General features: G+C 66.6%; 21 protein-coding genes. 18 read left to right on the top strand and 3 right to left on the bottom strand.

Annotated features, from left to right (window positions below; genetic code table 11):
* The first annotated feature begins 9 nt into the window (after nt 1-9).
* The 5 genes from pgeF to RBB34_RS02765 all read left to right on the top strand — a co-directional run bounded on the left by pgeF (nt 10) and on the right by RBB34_RS02765 (nt 4,557).
* Nucleotides 10-795 carry a peptidoglycan editing factor PgeF gene (gene pgeF, locus RBB34_RS02785; RefSeq protein WP_306117666.1) on the top strand — a complete coding sequence of 262 codons (786 nt, stop codon included), beginning with the start codon at nt 10-12 and terminating at the stop codon, nt 793-795.
* Between the two features lie 22 nt (nt 796-817).
* Nucleotides 818-1,969, top strand: a complete 1,152-nt coding sequence (locus tag RBB34_RS02780) for a Xaa-Pro peptidase family protein (protein WP_306117665.1) — start codon at nt 818-820, stop codon at nt 1,967-1,969.
* Between the two features lie 115 nt (nt 1,970-2,084).
* Nucleotides 2,085-2,687 carry a hypothetical protein gene (locus RBB34_RS02775; RefSeq protein ID WP_306117664.1) on the top strand — a complete coding sequence of 201 codons (603 nt, stop codon included), beginning with the start codon at nt 2,085-2,087 and terminating at the stop codon, nt 2,685-2,687.
* A gap of 210 nt (nt 2,688-2,897) precedes the next feature.
* On the top strand, nt 2,898-3,836 hold the full coding sequence (locus tag RBB34_RS02770; protein ID WP_306117663.1) for a ribose-phosphate pyrophosphokinase: 939 nt from the start codon (nt 2,898-2,900) through the stop codon (nt 3,834-3,836).
* Nucleotides 3,837-4,161: 325 nt separating this feature from the next.
* A complete protein-coding gene (locus tag RBB34_RS02765; protein WP_306117813.1) occupies nt 4,162-4,557 on the top strand; it encodes a pseudoazurin in 396 nt (131 codons plus the stop codon).
* Between the two features lie 26 nt (nt 4,558-4,583).
* On the opposite strand, the gene chrA is transcribed toward RBB34_RS02765, so the two are convergent.
* On the bottom strand, nt 4,584-5,927 hold the full coding sequence (gene chrA, locus RBB34_RS02760; RefSeq protein ID WP_306117662.1) for a chromate transporter: 1,344 nt from the start codon (nt 5,925-5,927) through the stop codon (nt 4,584-4,586).
* A gap of 239 nt (nt 5,928-6,166) precedes the next feature.
* Between chrA and RBB34_RS02755 the strand changes: the two genes are divergently transcribed.
* From RBB34_RS02755 to RBB34_RS02745, 3 genes are all read left to right on the top strand, one after another.
* Nucleotides 6,167-6,841: a 50S ribosomal protein L25/general stress protein Ctc gene (locus RBB34_RS02755; protein ID WP_306117661.1), complete on the top strand. Its 675-nt coding sequence runs from the start codon at nt 6,167-6,169 to the stop codon at nt 6,839-6,841.
* A 33-nt stretch (nt 6,842-6,874) separates the two neighbouring features.
* Nucleotides 6,875-7,588: an aminoacyl-tRNA hydrolase gene (pth, locus tag RBB34_RS02750; RefSeq protein ID WP_306117660.1), complete on the top strand. Its 714-nt coding sequence runs from the start codon at nt 6,875-6,877 to the stop codon at nt 7,586-7,588.
* Between the two features lie 96 nt (nt 7,589-7,684).
* A complete protein-coding gene (locus RBB34_RS02745; protein WP_306117659.1) occupies nt 7,685-8,488 on the top strand; it encodes an IclR family transcriptional regulator in 804 nt (267 codons plus the stop codon).
* Here the strand turns inward: RBB34_RS02745 and RBB34_RS02740 are convergent.
* On the bottom strand, nt 8,475-9,539 hold the full coding sequence (locus tag RBB34_RS02740) for a Gfo/Idh/MocA family oxidoreductase (RefSeq protein ID WP_306117658.1): 1,065 nt from the start codon (nt 9,537-9,539) through the stop codon (nt 8,475-8,477). The genes RBB34_RS02745 and RBB34_RS02740 overlap by 14 nt on opposite strands.
* On the bottom strand, nt 9,529-9,987 hold the full coding sequence (locus tag RBB34_RS02735; protein ID WP_306117657.1) for a MaoC/PaaZ C-terminal domain-containing protein: 459 nt from the start codon (nt 9,985-9,987) through the stop codon (nt 9,529-9,531). Before RBB34_RS02735 ends, RBB34_RS02740 begins: the two co-directional genes overlap by 11 nt.
* A gap of 140 nt (nt 9,988-10,127) precedes the next feature.
* Between RBB34_RS02735 and RBB34_RS02730 the strand changes: the two genes are divergently transcribed.
* From RBB34_RS02730 to RBB34_RS02685, 10 genes are all read left to right on the top strand, one after another.
* The gene (locus tag RBB34_RS02730) at nt 10,128-10,712 is read left to right on the top strand and encodes a MaoC family dehydratase (protein WP_306117656.1); all 585 of its coding nucleotides are present in this window, start codon (nt 10,128-10,130) and stop codon (nt 10,710-10,712) included.
* On the top strand, nt 10,705-11,841 hold the full coding sequence (locus RBB34_RS02725; RefSeq protein ID WP_306117655.1) for an extracellular solute-binding protein: 1,137 nt from the start codon (nt 10,705-10,707) through the stop codon (nt 11,839-11,841). The genes RBB34_RS02730 and RBB34_RS02725 overlap by 8 nt, the downstream gene beginning before the upstream one ends.
* On the top strand, nt 11,841-13,049 hold the full coding sequence (locus tag RBB34_RS02720; protein WP_306117812.1) for a CaiB/BaiF CoA-transferase family protein: 1,209 nt from the start codon (nt 11,841-11,843) through the stop codon (nt 13,047-13,049). Before RBB34_RS02725 ends, RBB34_RS02720 begins: the two co-directional genes overlap by 1 nt.
* 47 nt (nt 13,050-13,096) lie before the next feature.
* Nucleotides 13,097-14,425: a sugar ABC transporter substrate-binding protein gene (locus RBB34_RS02715; RefSeq protein ID WP_306117654.1), complete on the top strand. Its 1,329-nt coding sequence runs from the start codon at nt 13,097-13,099 to the stop codon at nt 14,423-14,425.
* A gap of 115 nt (nt 14,426-14,540) precedes the next feature.
* The gene (locus RBB34_RS02710) at nt 14,541-15,398 is read left to right on the top strand and encodes a sugar ABC transporter permease (RefSeq protein ID WP_306117811.1); all 858 of its coding nucleotides are present in this window, start codon (nt 14,541-14,543) and stop codon (nt 15,396-15,398) included.
* On the top strand, nt 15,395-16,252 hold the full coding sequence (locus RBB34_RS02705) for a carbohydrate ABC transporter permease (protein WP_306117653.1): 858 nt from the start codon (nt 15,395-15,397) through the stop codon (nt 16,250-16,252). The genes RBB34_RS02710 and RBB34_RS02705 overlap by 4 nt, the downstream gene beginning before the upstream one ends.
* A 3-nt stretch (nt 16,253-16,255) precedes the next feature.
* Complete coding sequence (gene ugpC / locus RBB34_RS02700) at nt 16,256-17,350, top strand: sn-glycerol-3-phosphate ABC transporter ATP-binding protein UgpC (RefSeq protein ID WP_306117652.1); 1,095 nt, start codon at nt 16,256-16,258, stop codon at nt 17,348-17,350.
* Between the two features lie 26 nt (nt 17,351-17,376).
* Complete coding sequence (locus RBB34_RS02695; RefSeq protein WP_306117651.1) at nt 17,377-17,706, top strand: L-rhamnose mutarotase; 330 nt, start codon at nt 17,377-17,379, stop codon at nt 17,704-17,706.
* On the top strand, nt 17,699-18,349 hold the full coding sequence (locus tag RBB34_RS02690) for an RraA family protein (RefSeq protein WP_306117650.1): 651 nt from the start codon (nt 17,699-17,701) through the stop codon (nt 18,347-18,349). Before RBB34_RS02695 ends, RBB34_RS02690 begins: the two co-directional genes overlap by 8 nt.
* Entirely contained in the window at nt 18,349-19,461 is a 1,113-nt protein-coding gene (locus RBB34_RS02685; RefSeq protein WP_306117649.1) for an enolase C-terminal domain-like protein, read from the top strand. The genes RBB34_RS02690 and RBB34_RS02685 overlap by 1 nt, the downstream gene beginning before the upstream one ends.
* Nucleotides 19,462-19,463 lie beyond the last annotated feature (2 nt).

Below are 19,463 nucleotides of genomic sequence, written 5' to 3'. Positions count from 1 at the left end.
GACGGCACGATGAACCAGCACACCGGGACGCTCCCCGCCCCGATCACCGCGGCGCTCGGCGCCGACCGGGGCGTGCGCCATGGCTTCTTCACGCGCCAGGGCGGGGTCTCGCGCGGGCTCTACAACGCGCTCAACGCCGGCCTTGGGTCCGGCGACGATCCGGCCGCCGTTCACGAGAACCGCCGGCGCATCGCCCTCGCCCTTGGCACCGACGCGCCGCCGACGACCTGCCACCAGGTCCATTCCGCCGATGCCGTCGCCATCGACGCGCCGCTGCCGCTCAAGGCCCGCCCGAAGGCCGATGCGCTGGTGACCGCCACGCCGGGTCTGGCCATCGGCATTCTGACCGCCGATTGCGCGCCGGTTCTGTTCGCCGACGCCCGCGCCCGGGTGATCGGCGCCGCCCATGCCGGCTGGCAGGGCGCGCTGGCGGGCGTGCTCGAGAACACGGTTGCCGCGATGGAAGGGCTCGGCGCCGCGCGCACCGCGATCCGTGCCGTCATCGGCCCGACCATCGGCCAGGCCAGCTACGAGGTCGGCCCCGAGTTCCACGACCGCTTTGTTGCGGCCGATCCGGACAACGCACGCTGGTTCGCCGCCGGCGACGCCGCCGGCCACCACCGCTTCGACCTGCCCGGCTACTGCCGCATGCGTCTTGAGCGCGCCGGCATCGCCGCCCGCTGGACCGGCCAGTGCACCTATGGCGATCCGGCGCGCTTTTTCTCCTATCGGCGTGCAACCCATCGCGGCGAATCCGATTATGGCCGGCAGATGTCCGCCATCGTGCTCGCCTGACAACCCGTTATCCGGAGTGCCCATGGCCCTTGCATTCGACGACGCCGAACTGGCCGCGCGCAAGGCGCGGCTGCTCGACGCCATGGCCGAGCACAGGCTCGACGCCATGTTGCTGTTCGCCCAGGAGAGCATGTACTGGCTGACCGGCTACGACACGTTCGGCTTCTGCTTCTTCCAGACCATGATCGTCGAGCGCGACGGCACGGTGACGCTGCTGACCCGCTCGGCCGATCTGCGCCAGGCGCGCCGGACCTCCAATGTCGAAACCGTCGTCGTGTGGGTCGACCGCGGCCATGCCAATCCGGCCAGGGACCTCAAGAACCTTCTGGCCGATCGCGACCTCGTCGGCGCGCGCATCGGCATCGAATACGACACGCACGGGCTGACCGCCCATCGCGGCCGGCAGCTCGACGACGAATTGTCGACCTTCGCCGACCTGCACGATGCCTCGTCCGTCGTGCCGCGGCTGCGCGCGGTCAAGAGCGCGGCCGAACGCGACATGGTGCGCAAGGCCGCCGAACTGTGCGATGCGGCCTGGGAGGCAGGACTGAAGACCATCAGGGCCGGCGCCGACGAAAGCGCGATCCTGGCGGCCATGCAGGGCGCGGTGCTGGAAGCCGGCGGCGACTATCCGGCCAATGAATTCGTCATCGGCTCGGGACCCGACGCACTCTTGTGCCGCTACCGGTCGGGCCGGCGCAAGCTGTCCAGGAAAGACCAGCTCACGCTCGAATGGGCCGGCGTCTGGCGGCACTATCATGCGGCCGCCATGCGCACCGTCATCGTCGGCAAGCCCGCCGACCGGCATGTGGAGATGCACGCCGCCGCCCGCGCCGCGCTCGAGGCGGTCGAGACCGTGATGCGGCCCGGCCACAGCTTCGGGGACGTCTTCGACGCCCATGCCCAGGCGCTCGAGGAGACCGGCATGACGCGCCATCGCCTGAACGCCTGCGGCTATTCGCTTGGCGCCCGATTCGCGCCAAGCTGGATGGACGCGCCCATGTTTCATGCCGGCAACGACGCGCCGATCGAGGCCGGCATGACGCTGTTCGCCCACATCATCATCATGGACTCCGAGACCGAAACCGCCATGACGCTGGGCCGCACCTATCTGACGACCCCGGACGCGCCCGAGCCGCTGTGCGGCCATGGCCTTGATTTGACGGTCGCATGAGGTAATGGTGCCTGCCTGGAGCGCGCATGCATGGCCGTGACCGGCCCGCCCGCGCGACCCGGAACCGATGGGGCAGAAGGCATTGCTCGTGAGCGAACGGGGCAGGTACGCACCATTGAGCCGGCATGTCGGTCCGCGCGGCGCTGCGGTCGCGGCGCTGCTCGTGCTCGCCGCGCTTTTGAGCGGATGCACCGGCTTCGGCGGCCGCGGGCAGGACAGCCAGGTCGAGGACACGCTCGACCTTGGCGCCGATGCCGGCACGCCCGTCGCGATCGACGCCGATGGCGCGGCCGGCGCCATGACCGCTCCGGCGGACAACCCGGCCGGCGCCACCGCGCAGCTGCCCGCCGACGGCGCCATGCGCGTGCATTTCGCGCCGATCGTCGGCGCCCCGGTCGACAAGATCACGGCCCTGTCGCGACGGCTGTCCACCGCCGGGCCGGCCGCCAATATCCGCATCGAGCCCTCGCGCGCGGCCGGCATCAATCACGAGATCCGCGGCTATTTCTCGGCGCTGTCGGAGAACGGCGCCACCACCGTCATCCATGTCTGGGACGTCTTCAACCCGCAGGGCCAGCGCGTTCACCGCATCCAGGGCCAGGCGCGCGTTGCCGGCGCCAGCGGCGATCCGTGGGCCTCGGTGCCCGCCGCCACCATGGAGCAGATCGCGGACACCGTGCTCAGCGAATATCGTGCCTGGCGCGGCCAATCCGCATGACCTGACGGCGTGTGGAAGAGCGCGTGTGAAACGTTGATGACACCTTGCAATCGGTCGCGCGCCCGGTAAAAGCGGGGCCATGAGCCATGGCCGCACGATCGCATCTTCCCTTTCGGTCATGGCCGCAGACCGCACGCCTTCGGCCCCGTCCGGGTCGCGCCGGCAGGCCGCAAGCCGCCACGGGGCAGCAATCGGAACACGGAACGGACAATGAAGCTTTTTGCTGGAAACTCCAACCGGCAGCTTGCCGAATCCGTGGCCAAGTATCTCGGTCTGAGCGTCGGCCGCGCCAATGTCCGGCGTTTTGCCGATGACGAGATCTTCGTCGAGCTCCAGGAGAACGTGCGCGGCGAGGATGTGTTCGTGCTGCAGTCGACCTCGCGGCCGGCCAACGATCACCTGATGGAAATGCTGATCATGATCGACGCCTTCCGCCGGTCCTCGGCGCGTCGCATCACGGCCGTCCTGCCCTATTTCGGCTATGCCCGGCAGGACCGGCGCGCCCAGGGTCGCACGCCGATCTCGGCCAAGCTGGTCGCCAATCTGATCACCGAGGCCGGCGCCAACCGCGTGCTCACGCTCGACCTGCATGCCGGCCAGATCCAGGGCTTCTTCGACATTCCCACGGACAATCTGTATGCCGTGCCGGTGATGGGTCGCGACATTCGCGCCAAGTACAAGGACCTCAACTCCCTGACCATCGTCTCGCCCGATGTCGGCGGCGTGGTCCGCGCCCGCGCGCTGGCCAAGCGGCTCGACGATTCGCTGCTCGCCGTCGTCGACAAGCGCCGCGAGCGCCCCGGCGAATCCGAGGTGATGAACGTGATCGGCGAGGTCAGGGACATGAACTGCTTTCTGGTCGACGACATCGTCGATTCGGGCGGCACATTGTGCAACGCCGCCGACGCGATCCGCGAAAAGGGCGCAAGGAGCGTGACCGCCTACATCACCCACGGTGTCCTGTCGGGCGGCGCGGTGGCGCGCATCGAGGCCTCCGCGCTCACCGAACTGGTCATCACCGACTCCATCCAGCCCACGCCGGAAGTGGTGGCCGCGCGCAAGATCCGCGTGCTGCCGATCACCGATCTGATCGGCGAGGCGATCGCGCGCACCGCGCACGAGCAGTCCGTCTCCAGCCTGTTCGACTGACCCTTACGCACCGTTGCGGTGCGGCGTGGCGCGCCGTTGCGCGGTTTTCTGACGATCTGCGGGAACCAGCCGGCGCGCTGCGCGTCGTGCCAGCGGCATGCAAGCGCGACGCCTGCGCGGTTTCGCCTCGGGCAATTTGTCCGACACAAAGACACGGCTCCGCGCCTAGATTCCGCGTCAGTCCGGCTGATGAAAGGAGAACACGATGCCGATACTGCTCGAACGCCGCACCGTTCTGGCCACCATGGCGGCACTGGCGGCAACGCGCCCCGGCCTTGCACAAAATGGCGAGACGGAAAACGGCGAGACGCTCCACTAGGTGGCGATGCTCACCCGCGACCCCGAAAACCCGCGACGCCGCAACGTATTCGAGCCGCCCTTGCTCGTCGTCGAACCCGGCGACACGGTTCGCTTCGTTCCGGTCGACCCCAGCCACAACTCGCAGTCGATCGAAGAGATGGTTCCCGAAGGCGGTGAATCCTGGCGCGGCGCGATCAACGAGGAGATCGAGGTGACGCTTTCGACGCCCGGCATTTATGGCTACCAATGCCTGCCGCACTACGCGCTGGGCATGGTCGGTCTGATCTTCGTGCGCGGCGAGGGCATGCTCGACAACCTCGAACAGGCCCGCTCGGCGCGCCATCGCGGCCGGGCCGCCGAACGTTTCGAGGAACTGTGGGCGGCCGCCGAGGAAGAAGGGCTGCTTTCGCAGGAAAGCTGAGGGCGGTCATCGCCCCGCCACGGTCGTCACGCAACCAGCGTGACGACCAACCCCGCCAGCGCCGCCGCGCCGAGCACCGCAAACAGCCCCAGCCGGAAGCGGATCAGCGCCACGGCCGCCGCCAACCCGATCGCCGCGGCCGCCCAGTCGAGATCGGCCCATTGCGGCTGCGGCGCAAAGAACGGCCCGACGCGCGCATAGTCGAACGCGCCGAACAGCACGTTGAGCCCGAACCATGCCGCAAGGTTGGCGATGACGCCGACCACCGCTGCCGTGATCGCGGCGAGCGAAGCGGCCAGCCAGCGCACATGGCGCAGCGCTTCCACGTACGGGGCACCCGCAAAGATCCACAGATAGCACGGCACGAAGGTGAAGAAGGCGGCGATCAGCCCGCCGATGAGGCCGCCGGCCAGCGGCTCCATGCCCGACAGGTTCGCCCCGCCGACAAAACCCACGAACACCAGCACCAGAACCAGCGGGCCGAGCGTGGTCTCGGCCAGCCCCAGACCCTTGAGCATCGCGTCGGGGGAAAGCCAGCCATAGAGCTCGACCGCCTGCTGGCCGACATAGGCAAGCACCGCATAGGCACCGCCGAAGGTGACCACCGCCGTCTGCGAAAAGAACAGCGCCGCATCGGCGAAGACGTTGCCGCGCCCGAGCAGCAGCACCAGCGCCGCCAGCGGCACCAGCCAGATTGCCAGCCAGACAAGCGCCGTGCGCATCACCGCGCCGTGGTCCTGGCGGCGCACCGTATCGGCGTCTATCGCATCCTCGCCGCCTTCGCCTGTCGCAGGCAGCCAGGCCGGCACGATCACATGCAATGCGGCGCCCGCAAGCGCGGCGAGCGCGATGATCAGCGGGAACGGCAGGCGCAACAGCGCGATGCCGACGAAGGCGGCAATGGCGATACCGATCATCGCGGCCGAACCCAGCGCCCGCCCCGACACCCTGATCAGCGCCTGGACGACCACCGCCAGCACCGCCGCCTTGAGCCCGTAGAGCAGCCCGGCCACCACCGGCATGTCGCCGGCCACCACATAGACGGCCGACAGCGCCAGCATCATGATCAGACCCGGCGCGATGAACAGCGCGCCGGCGATCAGCCCGCCGCGCACGCCATGGAACAGCCAGCCGGCATAGGTGGCCAGTTGCATGGCCTCCGGACCGGGCAGAAGCATGCAGAAGTTGAGCGCATGCAGGAACTGCCTTTCGCTCAGCCAGCCCTTCTCCTCGACCAGGACGCGATGCATGACGGCGATCTGCGCGGCCGGCCCGCCGAACGACAGCAGACCGATGCGGGCGAAGGCCCGTGTCGCCTCGCCCTGCGGCACGTCGGCGCGATTGCTGGAAAGAGAAGCGCTGTCTGCCATGGAATGAGCGGCCTTTGCCTGCCCTTTATGACAGGGCGATGTCGCCTTTCACAGACCGGGCGTCCGCCCGGCGAGCGATCGCGGCAGCGGGCGGCGCTTGCGCCCGCGCGCGTTTTCCTTTATGGCACCGCCACCCGCGCGGACACCCTTGGAGGCAGCGCGGCGGGCCGCCACGCGGCCGGTGCAAGGTCCTGGACCAAAGCACCACTTCTCCGATTTGCCCTCGAAAGGAAAAAGCCATGAGCGAAGGCTACGTGCTCACGGCCGAGGCGCGCGACCGGGTCGGTAAGGGGTCCGCCCGGGCCATTCGGCGCCAAGGCAGAATTCCCGCCGTCATCTACGGCGACAACAAGCCCCCCATGTCGGTGACGCTGGAGCGCAAGGATGTGTGGATGCGCATCGAGTCGGGCGGCTTTCTGACCACGGTCGGCGAGATCGCCATCGACGGCAAGAAGCACAAGGTGCTCGCCAAGGACTATCAGCTCGAGCCGGTCAAGGACTTCGTGCTGCACGTCGATTTCCTGCGCATCTCCGCCAGGACCGTCGTCACCGTGAACATTCCGGTGCATTTCGACAATGAGGAAACCTGCCCGGGCATCAGGCAGGGCGGCGTACTGAACATCGTGCGCCACGAGGTCGAGGTGAACTGCCCGGCCGACGCGATCCCCGAATACTTCACCATCGATCTGGCCGAGGCGCAGGTCGGAGACACGCTGAAGATCTCTTCGGTCACCCTGCCCGAAAACGTCCACCCGACGATCACCGATCGTGACTTCACCATCGCCACCATCGCCGCGCCCGGCGGCGGCGCCGGCGAGGCCGAGGAGGACGAGGCCGAGGTCGCGCCCGATGAGGTCGAAGCCACCGAGCAGAAGGCCGAGGGCGAGGGCGAAGGCGACAGCGACGCCGAATAGGCGCCACGTGCATCACGGGCGAAGGTGGCCGGCATGCATATCATCGCAGGTCTCGGCAATCCCGGCGCCCGCTATGCCGGCAATCGCCACAATATCGGCTTCATGGCGGCGGATGCGATCGCCCGCCGCCATTCCAGCTTCGGTCCCTGGCAGGCCAAGTGGAACGCCCAGATTGCCGAGGGGCGCCTGGGCGGCGACAAGGTCGTGCTCGTCAAGCCGCAGACCTTCATGAACCGCTCCGGCCAGGCCGTGGGCGAGGCGATGCGCTTTTACAAGCTCGGCCCCCAGGATCTGACCGTCCTTTACGACGAACTCGACCTTGCGCCCGGCAAGGTGCGCGTCAAGCGCGGCGGCGGCGCGGGCGGGCACAACGGCATCAAGTCGCTCGACGCCCATTGCGGCAAGGATTATCGCCGCGTGCGCCTTGGCATCGGCCATCCGGGCGACAAGGCGCGCGTTCAGGCCCATGTGCTCGGCGACTTCGCCAAGGCGGACGCGCAATGGCTCGACCCGCTGCTCGAGGCGATCGCCGATCATGCCCGGCTTCTGGTCGAAGGCGACGAATCGACCTTCATGAACCGGATCGCCCTTGCCGTCGGCGACAAGGCCGGCGCGCAAGCCAGCAAGCCGACGAAACCGGCCCCCAGGGGCCAGAGCCATGTGCGCCAGGCCCGGCGGCCAGAGCCCGGGCCCGCGCCCACCGGGCCGATGGCGGACATGCTCAAGCGCCTGTTCGGCAAGCGATAACCCGCGCGCAGGTTTGGCAGAGCCGGCGCGGCGTTGTATAAACCCGGCTTCGCATGGCATTCGCCGTGCGACCGCTGCATCCGGAAAAATCGCCACGTGCCGCAGTCGCAGAAGAAATACGCCGCGCCCGCCCTCGAAAAGGGGCTCGATATCCTCGAATTGCTGTCGACCGAGGAGCAGGGCCTGGGCCTGTCGGAGATTTCGCGCTCGCTCGGCCGTTCGGTCAGCGAGATCTTCCGGATGCTGGTGGTCCTCACCGAGCGCGGCTATGTCGCCCAGGATCCCGATACGGACCGCTACGTGCTGACCACGCTTCTGTTCGAGGTCGCCCACCGCACCCCGCTGATCAAGCGCCTGACCGCGCTTGCCGGCCCGCAGATGCGCCGGCTGTCGCGGCAGGTCAACCAGACCATTCACCTGGCCGTCATCAGCAATGACGCGGTGCTGGTCGTCGGCCAGGTCGATGCGCCCGGCAACAACATCCTCAGCGTGCGCCTTGGCGCGCGCATCGATCTGTGGCGCGCCTCGTCGGGCCGCGTGATGCTGGCGTTCATGCCGCAGGAAGACCTGGCCGAGGTGTTCAGCCAGGTCCCCCTGCCCGAAGGCAAGACCGAGCCGGTGCTGCGCGAGGAACTGGCCAAGATCCGCAAGCGCGGCCACGAGATCACCGAGAGCTTCGTGCTGCGCGGCATCATCAACATCTCCGCGCCGATCATCGACCATACCGGCCAGGCGATCGCCGCGCTGACGATCCCGCATCTGGAGCGCTATCACGACACGGTCAGCTTCGACGAATGCTGCACGGCGCTGTTCGCCACCGCCGAGCAGCTCTCGCGCAGCATTGGCGGCGGCGTGTCGACGCCCCAGGGCGACCGGCCGGCAGCCGTCAGTCGAGCCTGAGCGGTTCGGCCGGTTTCTGCATCGAGGCAAAGCACGCCTCGACCAGCGCCATGGTCTGATAGGCGTCCTCGATATCGGTGTACAGCGCCTCGTCCTCGCCCGCATCGAAGCGCTGGACGTTGCGCATCGTGCCCATGAAGGCATCGACGAACCAGGCGCCTTCCAGCTCGATCCGCTCCCACTCGCCGCCATCGGCACACAGCCACAGTTCGTCGGGCTCGCCATTGGGATAGTCGTAAAGAACGCCGAGCTTGACCATGAGCGCGCCCCTGGTGCCCTCGAAGCGGAACCAGGCGGACTGGAATTTGCGGCCGCACTGATGATTGTGGTTGATCGTCATCAGGCAGCGCAGATCGTCGCCATAGTCGAGCACCGCCGAGGTGCGCGTCTGCGCCAGTTCGGCGGCGCGCGGATCGCGCATCGAGCGCACGAACACGCCCTTGGGGTTGCCGGCCAGCGCGCGGATCAGATCGAGATAGTGGATCGAATGCACCGCGATCTCCACCCGCGGCATCGGCGCCAGGAACGGGAACAGATGCCAGGGCGTGAAGATGTTCAGATGCACCTCGATCTCCAGCAACTCGCCCACGAGCCCGCGCCGAAGCGCATCGGCGACCGCCATCATCATCGGCGAAAAGCGAAGCTGGAAATTGATGGCAGCCTTGAGCTTCTTGTCCCGGCAGATCGCGCGGATCCGCCGCGCCTGATCCTGGTCGGCGCCCATCGGCTTCTGGATCAGCGCCGCCGCGCCATCGGGCAGATGCGGCAGGATGTCGGTGATCACGTCGGGCGGCGTCGCCAGATCGTAGACCGCATCGGTGCCATTGGCGGCGACCGCGGCGGCAAGATCGTCATGGACATTGGCGATGCCGAAGTCGGCGGCGACCGCGCGCGCATTGTCCATGTTGGGATCGACCACGCCCGACACCGTCAGCCCGGCCTTGGCATAGGCCGGCAGATGCGCGTCACGCACGATGCCGCCCGCCCCGATCAGCACGATGGGCTTTGGCGCCGACGGCGCGGGCCAGCTCTGCCTCAGTTCAATCGGCATGTGCGGTCTCCCTTCTTTCGACCATCAGAATGTGCTCGCAATACATCACCGTCGAGCCGTCCTGCTTCTTGGTTTCGCAGATCTCGACCACCCGGCCATGGCCGGGCCGCTTGGGATCGTCCTCCTTGCGCCCGACGGTGACGACGGTGTGGATGGTGTCGCCCGCATGCACCGGCCTTGGAAAGCGCAGCCGCTCATAGCCATAGGTGAAGGCGCGCGGGTTGATCTGCGTCGCCGTCAGCCCGATGCCGATCGTGAACGTCATCGTGCCATGGGCGATGCGCTGGCCAAAGGGCTGGGTCTTGCACCATTCGGCATCCATGTGATGGGGAAAGAAGTCGCCCGAATGGCCGGCGTGGAACACGATGTCGGCCTCGGTGATGGTGCGGCCCGTCGTCCGGCGACTGTCGCCGACCTCGTAGTCCTCGAAATATTGCTCGACTTCCATCGCGTCTGCTCCCCTGTCGCCTTGCGCCGCCGGTCCCTGCCCGTCCACACATTGTGCGGTTCCGGGACAAACGGGCCGTTGACATCCATATATAAAATAGTTTTCTATATTTGAAAATATCTGACGGGAAGGACGACGCAATGGCCGAAATCGGACAGCACGCGCGCGGCTTGCCGGGCTTGCCCGACGAGCATGCGCGCATCCCCGTCTGGAATGCCGAGGACTGGTATTTCGAGGATTTCACCGTCGGCGACACCATCCGCTCGATCCGCCGGACGATCTCCGAAGGCGAGTCCATGCTGTTCAACTCGCTCGTCATGGACCATCACCCTTACGTCTCCGACGAACGGTTTGCCACCGAGGAAGGCGTGTTCGGCAAGCGCCTGGTTGCCGGTGCGATGGTGTTTTCCTACGGGCTCGGCCTTGCCGCCACCAACTGTCTGAACTCGTTCTCCTACGGCTATGACCGGCTGCGCTTCATCGGCCCGGTGTTCATCGGCGATACGATCTACACGATCCGCGAGAACCTCGAGAAGAAGGTGCACGACCACAAGATGGGCAAGGTGCGCGTCAGCTACTCGGTCTACAAGGGCGAGGGAACGCAGGTGCTCTACTGCGAGCATCTGATGACCGCGCTCTATCGCGATGCGTCCCGGTTCGCCGCCCAGGCCGACAAGGTGCAGGCCGAAAAGAAGGCCAGGCGAAAGGCCGGCGACGATGGCTGAGGCGGTTCACCTTACCGGCATGACCTGGGATCACAGCCGCGGCTACGACCCCATGGTCGCCACGTCCAAAGCCTATGCGGACACCCATCCCGGCGTGACGATCACCTGGGAGAAGCGTTCGCTGCAGGCCTTTGCCGACCGGCCCATCGAGGAGATGGCGCATACCTATGACCTGATGGTCATCGACCATCCCCATGTCGGCGAGGTGGCGCGCAACGGGCTTCTGATGGCGCTGGACGGCATCGGCCGCGACGACGAACTGAAGACGCTCGCCGCCCAGTCGGTCGGCGTCTCGCACCCCTCCTATGAGTTCGACGGCCGCCAATGGGCGCTCGCCATCGATGCCGCCACGCCCGTCGCCGCCTTCCGGCCCGACCGGCTCGACGCCGCGCCCACCCGCTGGGACGAGGTCGTCGCCCTTGCGCGCAAGGGCGAGGTCGGCTTCGCGCTGATCCCCATCAACGCGCTGATGACCTTCATGGGCCTGGCGCGCAACCAGGACGTGCCGATCGCCGATGGCGATACCTTCATCGCGCGCGACCAGGGCCGGCAAGTGCTCGACCGGATGCGCGAGATCGTCGCCCTGATGGACCCGCGCTGCCTGACGCTCGATCCGATCGGCATCTATGAATGGATGGGCCGCACGGCCGACGCGCCGGCCTATTCGCCCTTCGGCTATGGCTACACCAATTACAGCCGGGACGGCTATTGCCCCTTCCCGCTGCAATTCGCCGACGCGCCCGGGATCGACGACAACGGTCCGCGCGGCACGGTAATCGGCGGCACCGGCATTGCGGTTTCTGCTTCCTCCCGGCATCGCGATGTGGCCGCCGATTACGCTTTCTGGATCGCCGGCGCCGAATGCCAGCGCGGTCCGTTCTTTGCGGCCGGCGGCCAGCCCGGCAATGCCGTTGCCTGGGAGGACGAGGCCTGCAACGCGGCGACGCGCGACTTCTTCCGCGCCACGCGCCGGACGCTGGAGACCGCCTGGCTGCGCCCGCGCTATGACGGCTACATGCGACTGCAGGACCGCGGCGGCGACATCGTCCATGCCTGCCTGCGCGGCGAGATCGGCGTCGAGGAGGCGCTCGACCGGCTTCAGACCGCCTTTCGGGAGACACGAAAGTGATGGACCTCGCCCCCGAGGATCGCCCGCTCGCGGGCCTTGTGGTTCTCGATTTCAGCCAGTTCCTGTCCGGCCCCTTCTGCTCGCTCAAGCTTGCCGATCTGGGCGCGCGCGTGATCAAGGTCGAGCGCCCCGGATCGGGCGATCTGTGCCGCAATCTCTATCTGTCCGACACCGATATCGACGGCGACAACTCGCTGTTTCACGCCATCAACCGCAACAAGGAGTCGATCACCGCCGATCTCAAGAACGAGGCCGACCGCGCCCGCATGCGCGCCTTGATCGGCGCCGCCGACGTGATGATCCAGAACTTCCGCCCCGGCGTCATCGAACGCCAGGGCTTCGGTTACGAGGACGTGCGCGGGATCAATCCGCGCCTCGTCTATGGCTCGATCTCCGGCTATGGCGAGGACGGCCCGTGGCGCGACCTGCCCGGCCAGGACCTGCTCGCCCAGGCGCGCTCGGGCCTTTTGTGGCTGACCGGCAGCGCCGACGATCCGCCCATGCCGATGGGCCTGGCCGTCGCCGACATGCTCGCCGGCCACGCGCTGTGCGAGGGCATTCTGGCGGCCCTTGTCGGTCGCGGCGTTCACGGCCGCGGCGCGCGCGTCGACACCTCGCTGTTCGAGGCGATGATCGACTTCCAGTTCGAGGTGCTGACGACCCATCTCAACGATGGCCGCCGCCCGCCGCAACGCAGCAAGGTCAACGGTGCGCACGCCTACCTGGGCGCGCCCTACGGCGTCTACGAAACCGCCGACGGCTATCTGGCGATCGCCATGACTCCGTCTTTGAAAAAACTCGCCGAACTGATGGAAATCGAAGGGCTTTCGCCGTTCTACGACGACCCGACCGCGCTCATGGCCCAGCGCGATGCGATCAAGGCGATCATCGCCCGCGCCGTCAGGACGCGGACCACGGCCGAATGGCTGGGCGTGCTCCAGCCCGCCGACATCTGGTGCTCGGAGGTGCTGGACTGGCAGCAGATGCTGGCCTCCGAAAACTATCGGGCGCTCGACCTCGATCAGGTCATCCGGCGCAATGGCGGCACGCGCCTGAACGCGTTGCGCGGCGCCATCCGCATCGATGGCGGCACGTTGAAGTCGGAACGCGCCGCCCCCGAACTGGGCGAGCACAACGATACCGTATTTGCCGAACTGCTTTCCGGTGACATGCCGGCGGAAGGCGCGACCACGGCAAGGGCCCGCTGACCGCGCTGCGGCTCGGGCGAAATCCGGCAGGAGACTGGGAGGTACACATGTCTCGATACACGATCACCGCGCTTGCGGCGGCAACCGCATTGCCGCTTCTCTTCGCCGGCCCGGCGCTGGCCCAGGCCGACTACGGCGATTTCGATGGCTACACGCTGCGCGTGAAGCTCATCGGCGGCGCCCAGTACGAACCGCTCTATGCGGAGATTTCCAAGTGGGAGGAGATGACCGGCGCGACCGTCGACATCCTGTCGCGCAAGAACCATTTCGAGCTCGACCGCGAGATCAAGCAGGACATCGCGGCCAATACGCTCGACTGGTGCGTGGGCTCGAACCATACCAGCTTCGCCCCGCAATACGGCAACATCTATGTCGATCTGCGCGAGCATATCGACGAGGACGTGCTGGCCGAGTTCGTCCCGCTCGTGCTCGAGCACGGCACCGTCGACGGCCGGCTGGTCCAGCTGCCGCGCCATTCCGACATCTCCAACCTGTTCTACCTTAAGTCGCTCTACGAGGACGAGGACAACAAGGCCGCCTTCATGGAGGAATACGGCTACGAGCTCGCCCCGCCCGAGACCTGGCAGCAGGTCTCCGACCAGGCCAAGTTCTTCGCCGATCCGCCGGATTTCTACGGCACCCAGTTCGTCGGCAAGGACGAGGCCATCACCGGCCGCTTCTACGAGATGCTCATCGCCGAGGGCGGCCAGCTCTTCACCGATGATTGGGAACCGGCCTTCAATTCCGAGGCCGGCGTGCGCGCCCTGCAATGGTTCGTCGATCTTTACGAGGCCAACGCCGTGCCGGCCGGCGTGCCCAACTATCTTTGGGACGACACCGGCCTTGGCTTCGGCTCGGGCACGGTCGCCATCAACCTCGACTGGGCCGGCTGGTCGGCCTATTTCAACGATCCCGATGCGGCGGCCACCGCCGGCAATGTCGGCCTGATCCGCGCGCCCAAGGGCTCGTCGGGCAAGCGCACCGGCTGGTCGGGCTCGCACACATTCTCGATCACCGAGACCTGCGACAACAAGGAGGCGGCGGCGTCCTTCATCACCTTCCTGACCGACCATGACCGGCAGATGGTGGAAGCGCGCACCGGCCTGCTGCCGACCCGCACCCAGGTCTGGGAGGACGCCAAGGCCGAATTCGCCGAGGCCGGCAACGACTTCATGGTCAATGTCTTCGAGACCTTCGGCGCGTCCATGGCCGAGGACGCCTTCACCCCGCCGCTGATCCCCGAATGGATCGAGGTCTCCAACGTGCTGTGGCCGGAGCTGCAGGCCGCCATGATCGGCGACAAGACCGCCCAGGAGGCGCTCGACGACGCCGCCGAGGAGGCGCTGATCATCATGGAGGACGCGGGCTACCGCTGACCCCATCCCCGGCGCGGACCAGCGTCCGCGCCGGCCTTCAATCCGTTTCGGAGCCTTTCGGGTGATCCGCTATTTCCGCACGCGCCAGGCGGCGCTGACGCCGCTGCTGCTGCTCATGCCGGCCATCGTGACGATGCTGTTCGTCGTCGCGCTGCCGCTGGTGTTCTCGCTGTGGACCTCGCTGACGCCCTATCGGCTGACCCGGCCGGAGACGATCGAGGTCTTCATCGGCATCCGCAACTATGTGCGCATCTTCACCGATGACGACTTCTGGGCCGCCTTTGGCCGCACCATCCTGTTCCTGGCGATCGCGCTCAATGTCGAGTTCCTGCTCGGCCTTGGCATCGCGCTTTTGATCAACAAGATCACCTGGGGCCAGCGCACCCTGCGCACCATCATGATGTTTCCCATGATGTTCTCGCCGATCCTGGTGGGCTTCCAGTTCAAGTTCATCTTCAACGACAATATCGGCATCTTGAACAACGCGCTGCAATCGCTGGGCATCACCGACCAGGCGATCCCCTGGCTGGTCGACGGGCGCCTGGCCATGTTCTCGATCATCTTCGCCGAAGTGTGGATGAGCACCTCGGTGTTCGCCATCCTGCTGCTGGCGGGTCTTTTCGCCATGCCGCGCGACCCGCTCGAGGCGGCCAGGGTCGACGGCTGCAACGCCTGGCAGGTCTTCCGCCACATCACCTTGCCCTTCATCATGCCGTTTGCCTTCATCGCTATGACGATTCGCTCGCTCGATGTCGCGCGCGCCTATGACATCGTGCAGGTGATGACCGATGGCGGGCCGGCCGGCCGCACCGAGCTGATCTGGACCATGCTCGCCCGCGTCGGCTACGAGAACGCCCGCATGGGCCAGGCCAACGCCATGGCCTATGTCTCGACCATATTGTCGGTCGCCTTCACCTATTTCTTCTTCACCAAGCTCATCGCGGCGCGCCGCTACATGGGGGGCGCCGAATGAGCCGCGCCCTCAAGAGGCAGCTGCGCGCCATCGGGCTTTGGGTCGCCACCTTCGTGCTGATGGTGATCATGTGCGTGCCCGGGCTGTGGGTGGTGCTGTCGGCGTTCCGGCCCAATCGCGAGATCCTCGCCAAGCCGCCGATCTGGATCCCCGAAAACCCGACATTGAACAACTTCGCCAAGATCTTCGGCATCGGTGACGCGCAGGTCGCGATCCCCGTGCTGAGCTACTTCTGGAACTCGATGGTCATCGCCATGACCTCGACGATCATCGCGCTGTTCATCGGCATGGCCGGCGGCTACGCCTTCGCCCGCTTTCGCTTCCGCTTCAAGAATTCGATCTTCCTGGGGCTGATGCTGTTCCGCGCCGTGCCGGGAATCGCGCTGTCGCTGCCGGTCTTCATCCTGTGGTCGCGCATGGGGCTGATCGACACCCAGATGGGGCTGATCATCGTCTATGTCTCGCTCAACGTGCCGTTCACGATCTGGCTGATCGATGGCTTCTTCCGCCAGATTCCGATCAGCCTGAGCGAGGCCGCCCAGGTCGATGGCTGTACGCGTTGGCAGGCGTTCTGGAAGATCGAGTTCCCGCTCGCCCGCTCCGGCATCGCCGCCGCCGGGGTCTTCGCCTTCCTGACGAGCTGGAACGAGTTCGCGCTGGCCAGCCAGCTCACTCGATCGACCGATTCCAAGACGCTGCCGGTCGGGCTGATGGATTTCACCGCCCAGTTCACCATCGACTGGGCCGGCATGTGCGCCATGGCGGTGATCATCATCGTGCCGGCCCTGATTCTCACATTCCTCGTCCAGAAGCATCTGATCGCCGGCCTGACCTTCGGCGGCGTGAAGGGGTAGTCCATGTCCGCCATTTCGCTCAGCAAAGTCGTCAAGGCCTATGGCAAGCTCGAGGTCGTGCACGGCATCGACCTTCAGATCGCCCATAACGAGTTCGTCGTGCTTGTCGGCCCGTCCGGCTGCGGCAAGTCGACCACGCTGCGCATGATCGCGGGCCTTGAGGACATCACCGATGGCGACATCAGGATCGGCGACCGGCTGGTCAACGACCTGCCGCCGCGCAAGCGCAACATCTCCATGGTGTTCCAGAACTACGCGCTCTACCCGCACATGAATGTGCGCGACAATCTCGGCTTCGGCCTGAAGATCGCCGGCCAGCCGCCGCGGGTGATCGAAGAGCGCGTCATGGAAGCGGCCGAGATCCTCGGCATTTCCGAGCTGCTCGAGCGTATCCCGGCCGAGCTGTCGGGCGGCCAGCGCCAGCGCGTCGCCATGGGCCGGGCCATCGTGCGCCATCCCGAGGCGTTCCTGTTCGACGAGCCCCTGTCCAATCTCGACGCCAAGCTGCGCGTCCAGATGCGCACCGAGATCAAGAAGCTGCACCACAAGGTCAAGACCACCGTCGTCTACGTCACCCACGACCAGGTGGAAGCGATGACTTTGGCCGACCGCATCGTCATCATGAAGGATGGCTATATCGAGCAGGTCGGCACGCCCATGGACGTGTTCAACCACCCGGTCAACACCTTCGTGGCCGGCTTCATCGGCTCGCCGCCGATGAACCTGATCCCGGCGCGCATCGCCGGCGATGCGGTGGTGCTGTCCGACGATGTCGCCGTGCCCGTGCCCGACCGGCTCAAGGCGCATGTCTCGGACGGCATGGCGGTGACCGCCGGCATCCGCCCCGACGACATGACCCCGGTCGGCCACGGCATTCACGACACCGACCAGATGGCCGCGGTCGAGCTCACCGTCGAACTGGCCGAACTGCTCGGTACCGAAACGCTCATCTACTCGCATCTGGCCGGCCACGAGGTGCAGGGAAAGATGTTCGACCCGCGCGATGTCGCCGAGGGCGAGACGCTCGAGTTCCGCATCGCGCTCGACAAGCTGCACCTGTTCGATGCACAAACCGGCCGGTCGGTCCGGGCCGGCTGACCGGACACCAAAAGGAGGACGAAGCGATGCAACGCATGGGAATGGTGATCGGGATCGAACCCGAAAGGATACCCGAATACAAGCGCCTGCACGCCGATGCGTGGCAAGACATCCTTGACATGATATCCAAGTGCAACATCACCAACTATTCGATCTTCCTCAAGGAGCCGGAGAACCTGCTCTTCGGCTACTGGGAATATACGGGCAGCGATTTCGAGGCCGACGCGGCCAGGATGGCCGCCGATCCGCGCACGCAGGAATGGTGGGACATCTGCAAACCCATGCAGGTGCCGCTTGAAACCCGAAAGCAAGGAGAATGGTGGGCGATGATGGAAGAGGTGTTTCACCATGACTGACGCGCGCGTCGAAAAGCTCAAGGGCTGCTATACCGGGGTCGTCCACGACGTCATGCGCGCCATGGGCCGGCGCAACTTCACCCTGCCGCACACGCTGCGCCCGCTGCAGCCCGAGGTCACGCTCGCCGGCCCCGCCTTCACCATCGAGGGCCGTGTCGACGAGACCGCCGACGCGCACCAGACCCTGCTCGAATGGACGGGCCTTCTGTCCAAGGCCAGACCCGGCCACATCTGGTGCTGTCAGCCGCACACGCGCGCCATCGCCAATATGGGCGAGTTGTCGACCGAGACGCTGCACAAGAAGGGCGTTCTTGGCTGCGTGATCGACGGGGCGCTGCGCGACACCGACTTCATCATGAAGCTGGGCTTTCCGTGCTGGGGCACGCACAACACCCCGCGCGACATCGTCGGCTACTGGCTGCCGACCGGCACCGAAATCGACATCATGATCGGCGAGGTGCTTGTCGAGCCGGGCGACTGGCTGCATGGCGACCGCGACGGCATGGTGCGCATTCCCGCCGCCATCGTCGACGAGGTGATCGAGCAGTCGGTCACCGCCATGCAGACCGAGAGCCTGGTCCGCAAGGCGATACTCGACGGCGTCGACCCGCAGCAGGCCTATCTGAAATACGGCAAGTTCTGATGCGCATCGAGAGTCTCGACATACGCTGCTGCCGCCATGCCGCCTCGTCGGTGCCGGCGCACGCATCGCGCGACGGCCAGGCGCAGGAGGGCCTGGAGTTCCTCGTCTACACGCTGACCTGCGAGGACGGCAGTTCGGCCTCCATGTTCGGCTTCGCCGGCCGCTCGGCGCTCGGCGCGGGAAACCTGGCCGCCGCGTCCCTGCGCGAGTTCTTCGTCGGCCGCAACGTGCTCGACCGCGAGCGGGCCTGGCACGACTGGCGCGCCGCCGACCGCTGGTGGCATCACCTGCCGATCTACAGCTACGGGCCGGTCGACTGCTGCCTGTGGCTTGCCGGCGCGCAGGCCGCCGGCCAGCCGCTGTGGCGCTATATCGGCGGCGCGCGGTCGCAGATCCCGGTCTACGCCTCCTCGCTCGTGCTCGCCGATGCTGAGGCCTATGCTGCCGAGGCCATGGCGGTGAAGGCCGCCGGCATGAAGGCCTACAAGACCCATCCGCCCGGCAGGTCGGTCGACGAGGACATCGAGATCCACCGCGTCGTTCGCGCCGCGGTGGGCGAGGATTTCACCCTGATGGCCGACCCGGTCCAGCCCTACACGCTGGAGGAAGCGGTGCGCTTTGGCCGCGAACTGGAACGGCTTGGCTACAAATGGCTCGAAGAACCGCTGCCCGACGAGGCCTTCGGCGCGCTGCGCGAACTCACCCGCGTGCTCGACATTCCCGTCGTCGGCACCGAGGTCATCGCAAAACACCCCTATTCGGTGGCCGAATGCCTAGCAACGCGGGTCGTCGATGCGGTCCGTGCCGATCCGAGCTGGACAGGCGGCATCACCGGCACGCTCAAGACCGCGCGGCTGGCCGAGAGCTTCCACGCCAATTGCGAACTTCACACGACGATCCTCTATCCGCTCGAACTGGTGAACCTGCATCTTGGCGGCGCTGTCGCCAACTCGACCTATTTCGAACTGCTCTGGCCGACCGAAACCTTCGAGTTCGGGCTTGCCGAACCGCTGCCGATCGCCGATGGAGTGGCGACCCTGCCCGAGGGTCCGGGGCTTGGCATCGACCTCGACTGGGACCTGATCGACAACGCAACCTTCGCAAGGCTTTGACA

The organism is Roseitalea sp. MMSF_3546 (assembly GCF_030732865.1).
Classification (GTDB): Bacteria; Pseudomonadota; Alphaproteobacteria; order Rhizobiales; family Rhizobiaceae; genus Roseitalea.
This window is presented reverse-complemented; position numbering and strand designations above follow the sequence as displayed.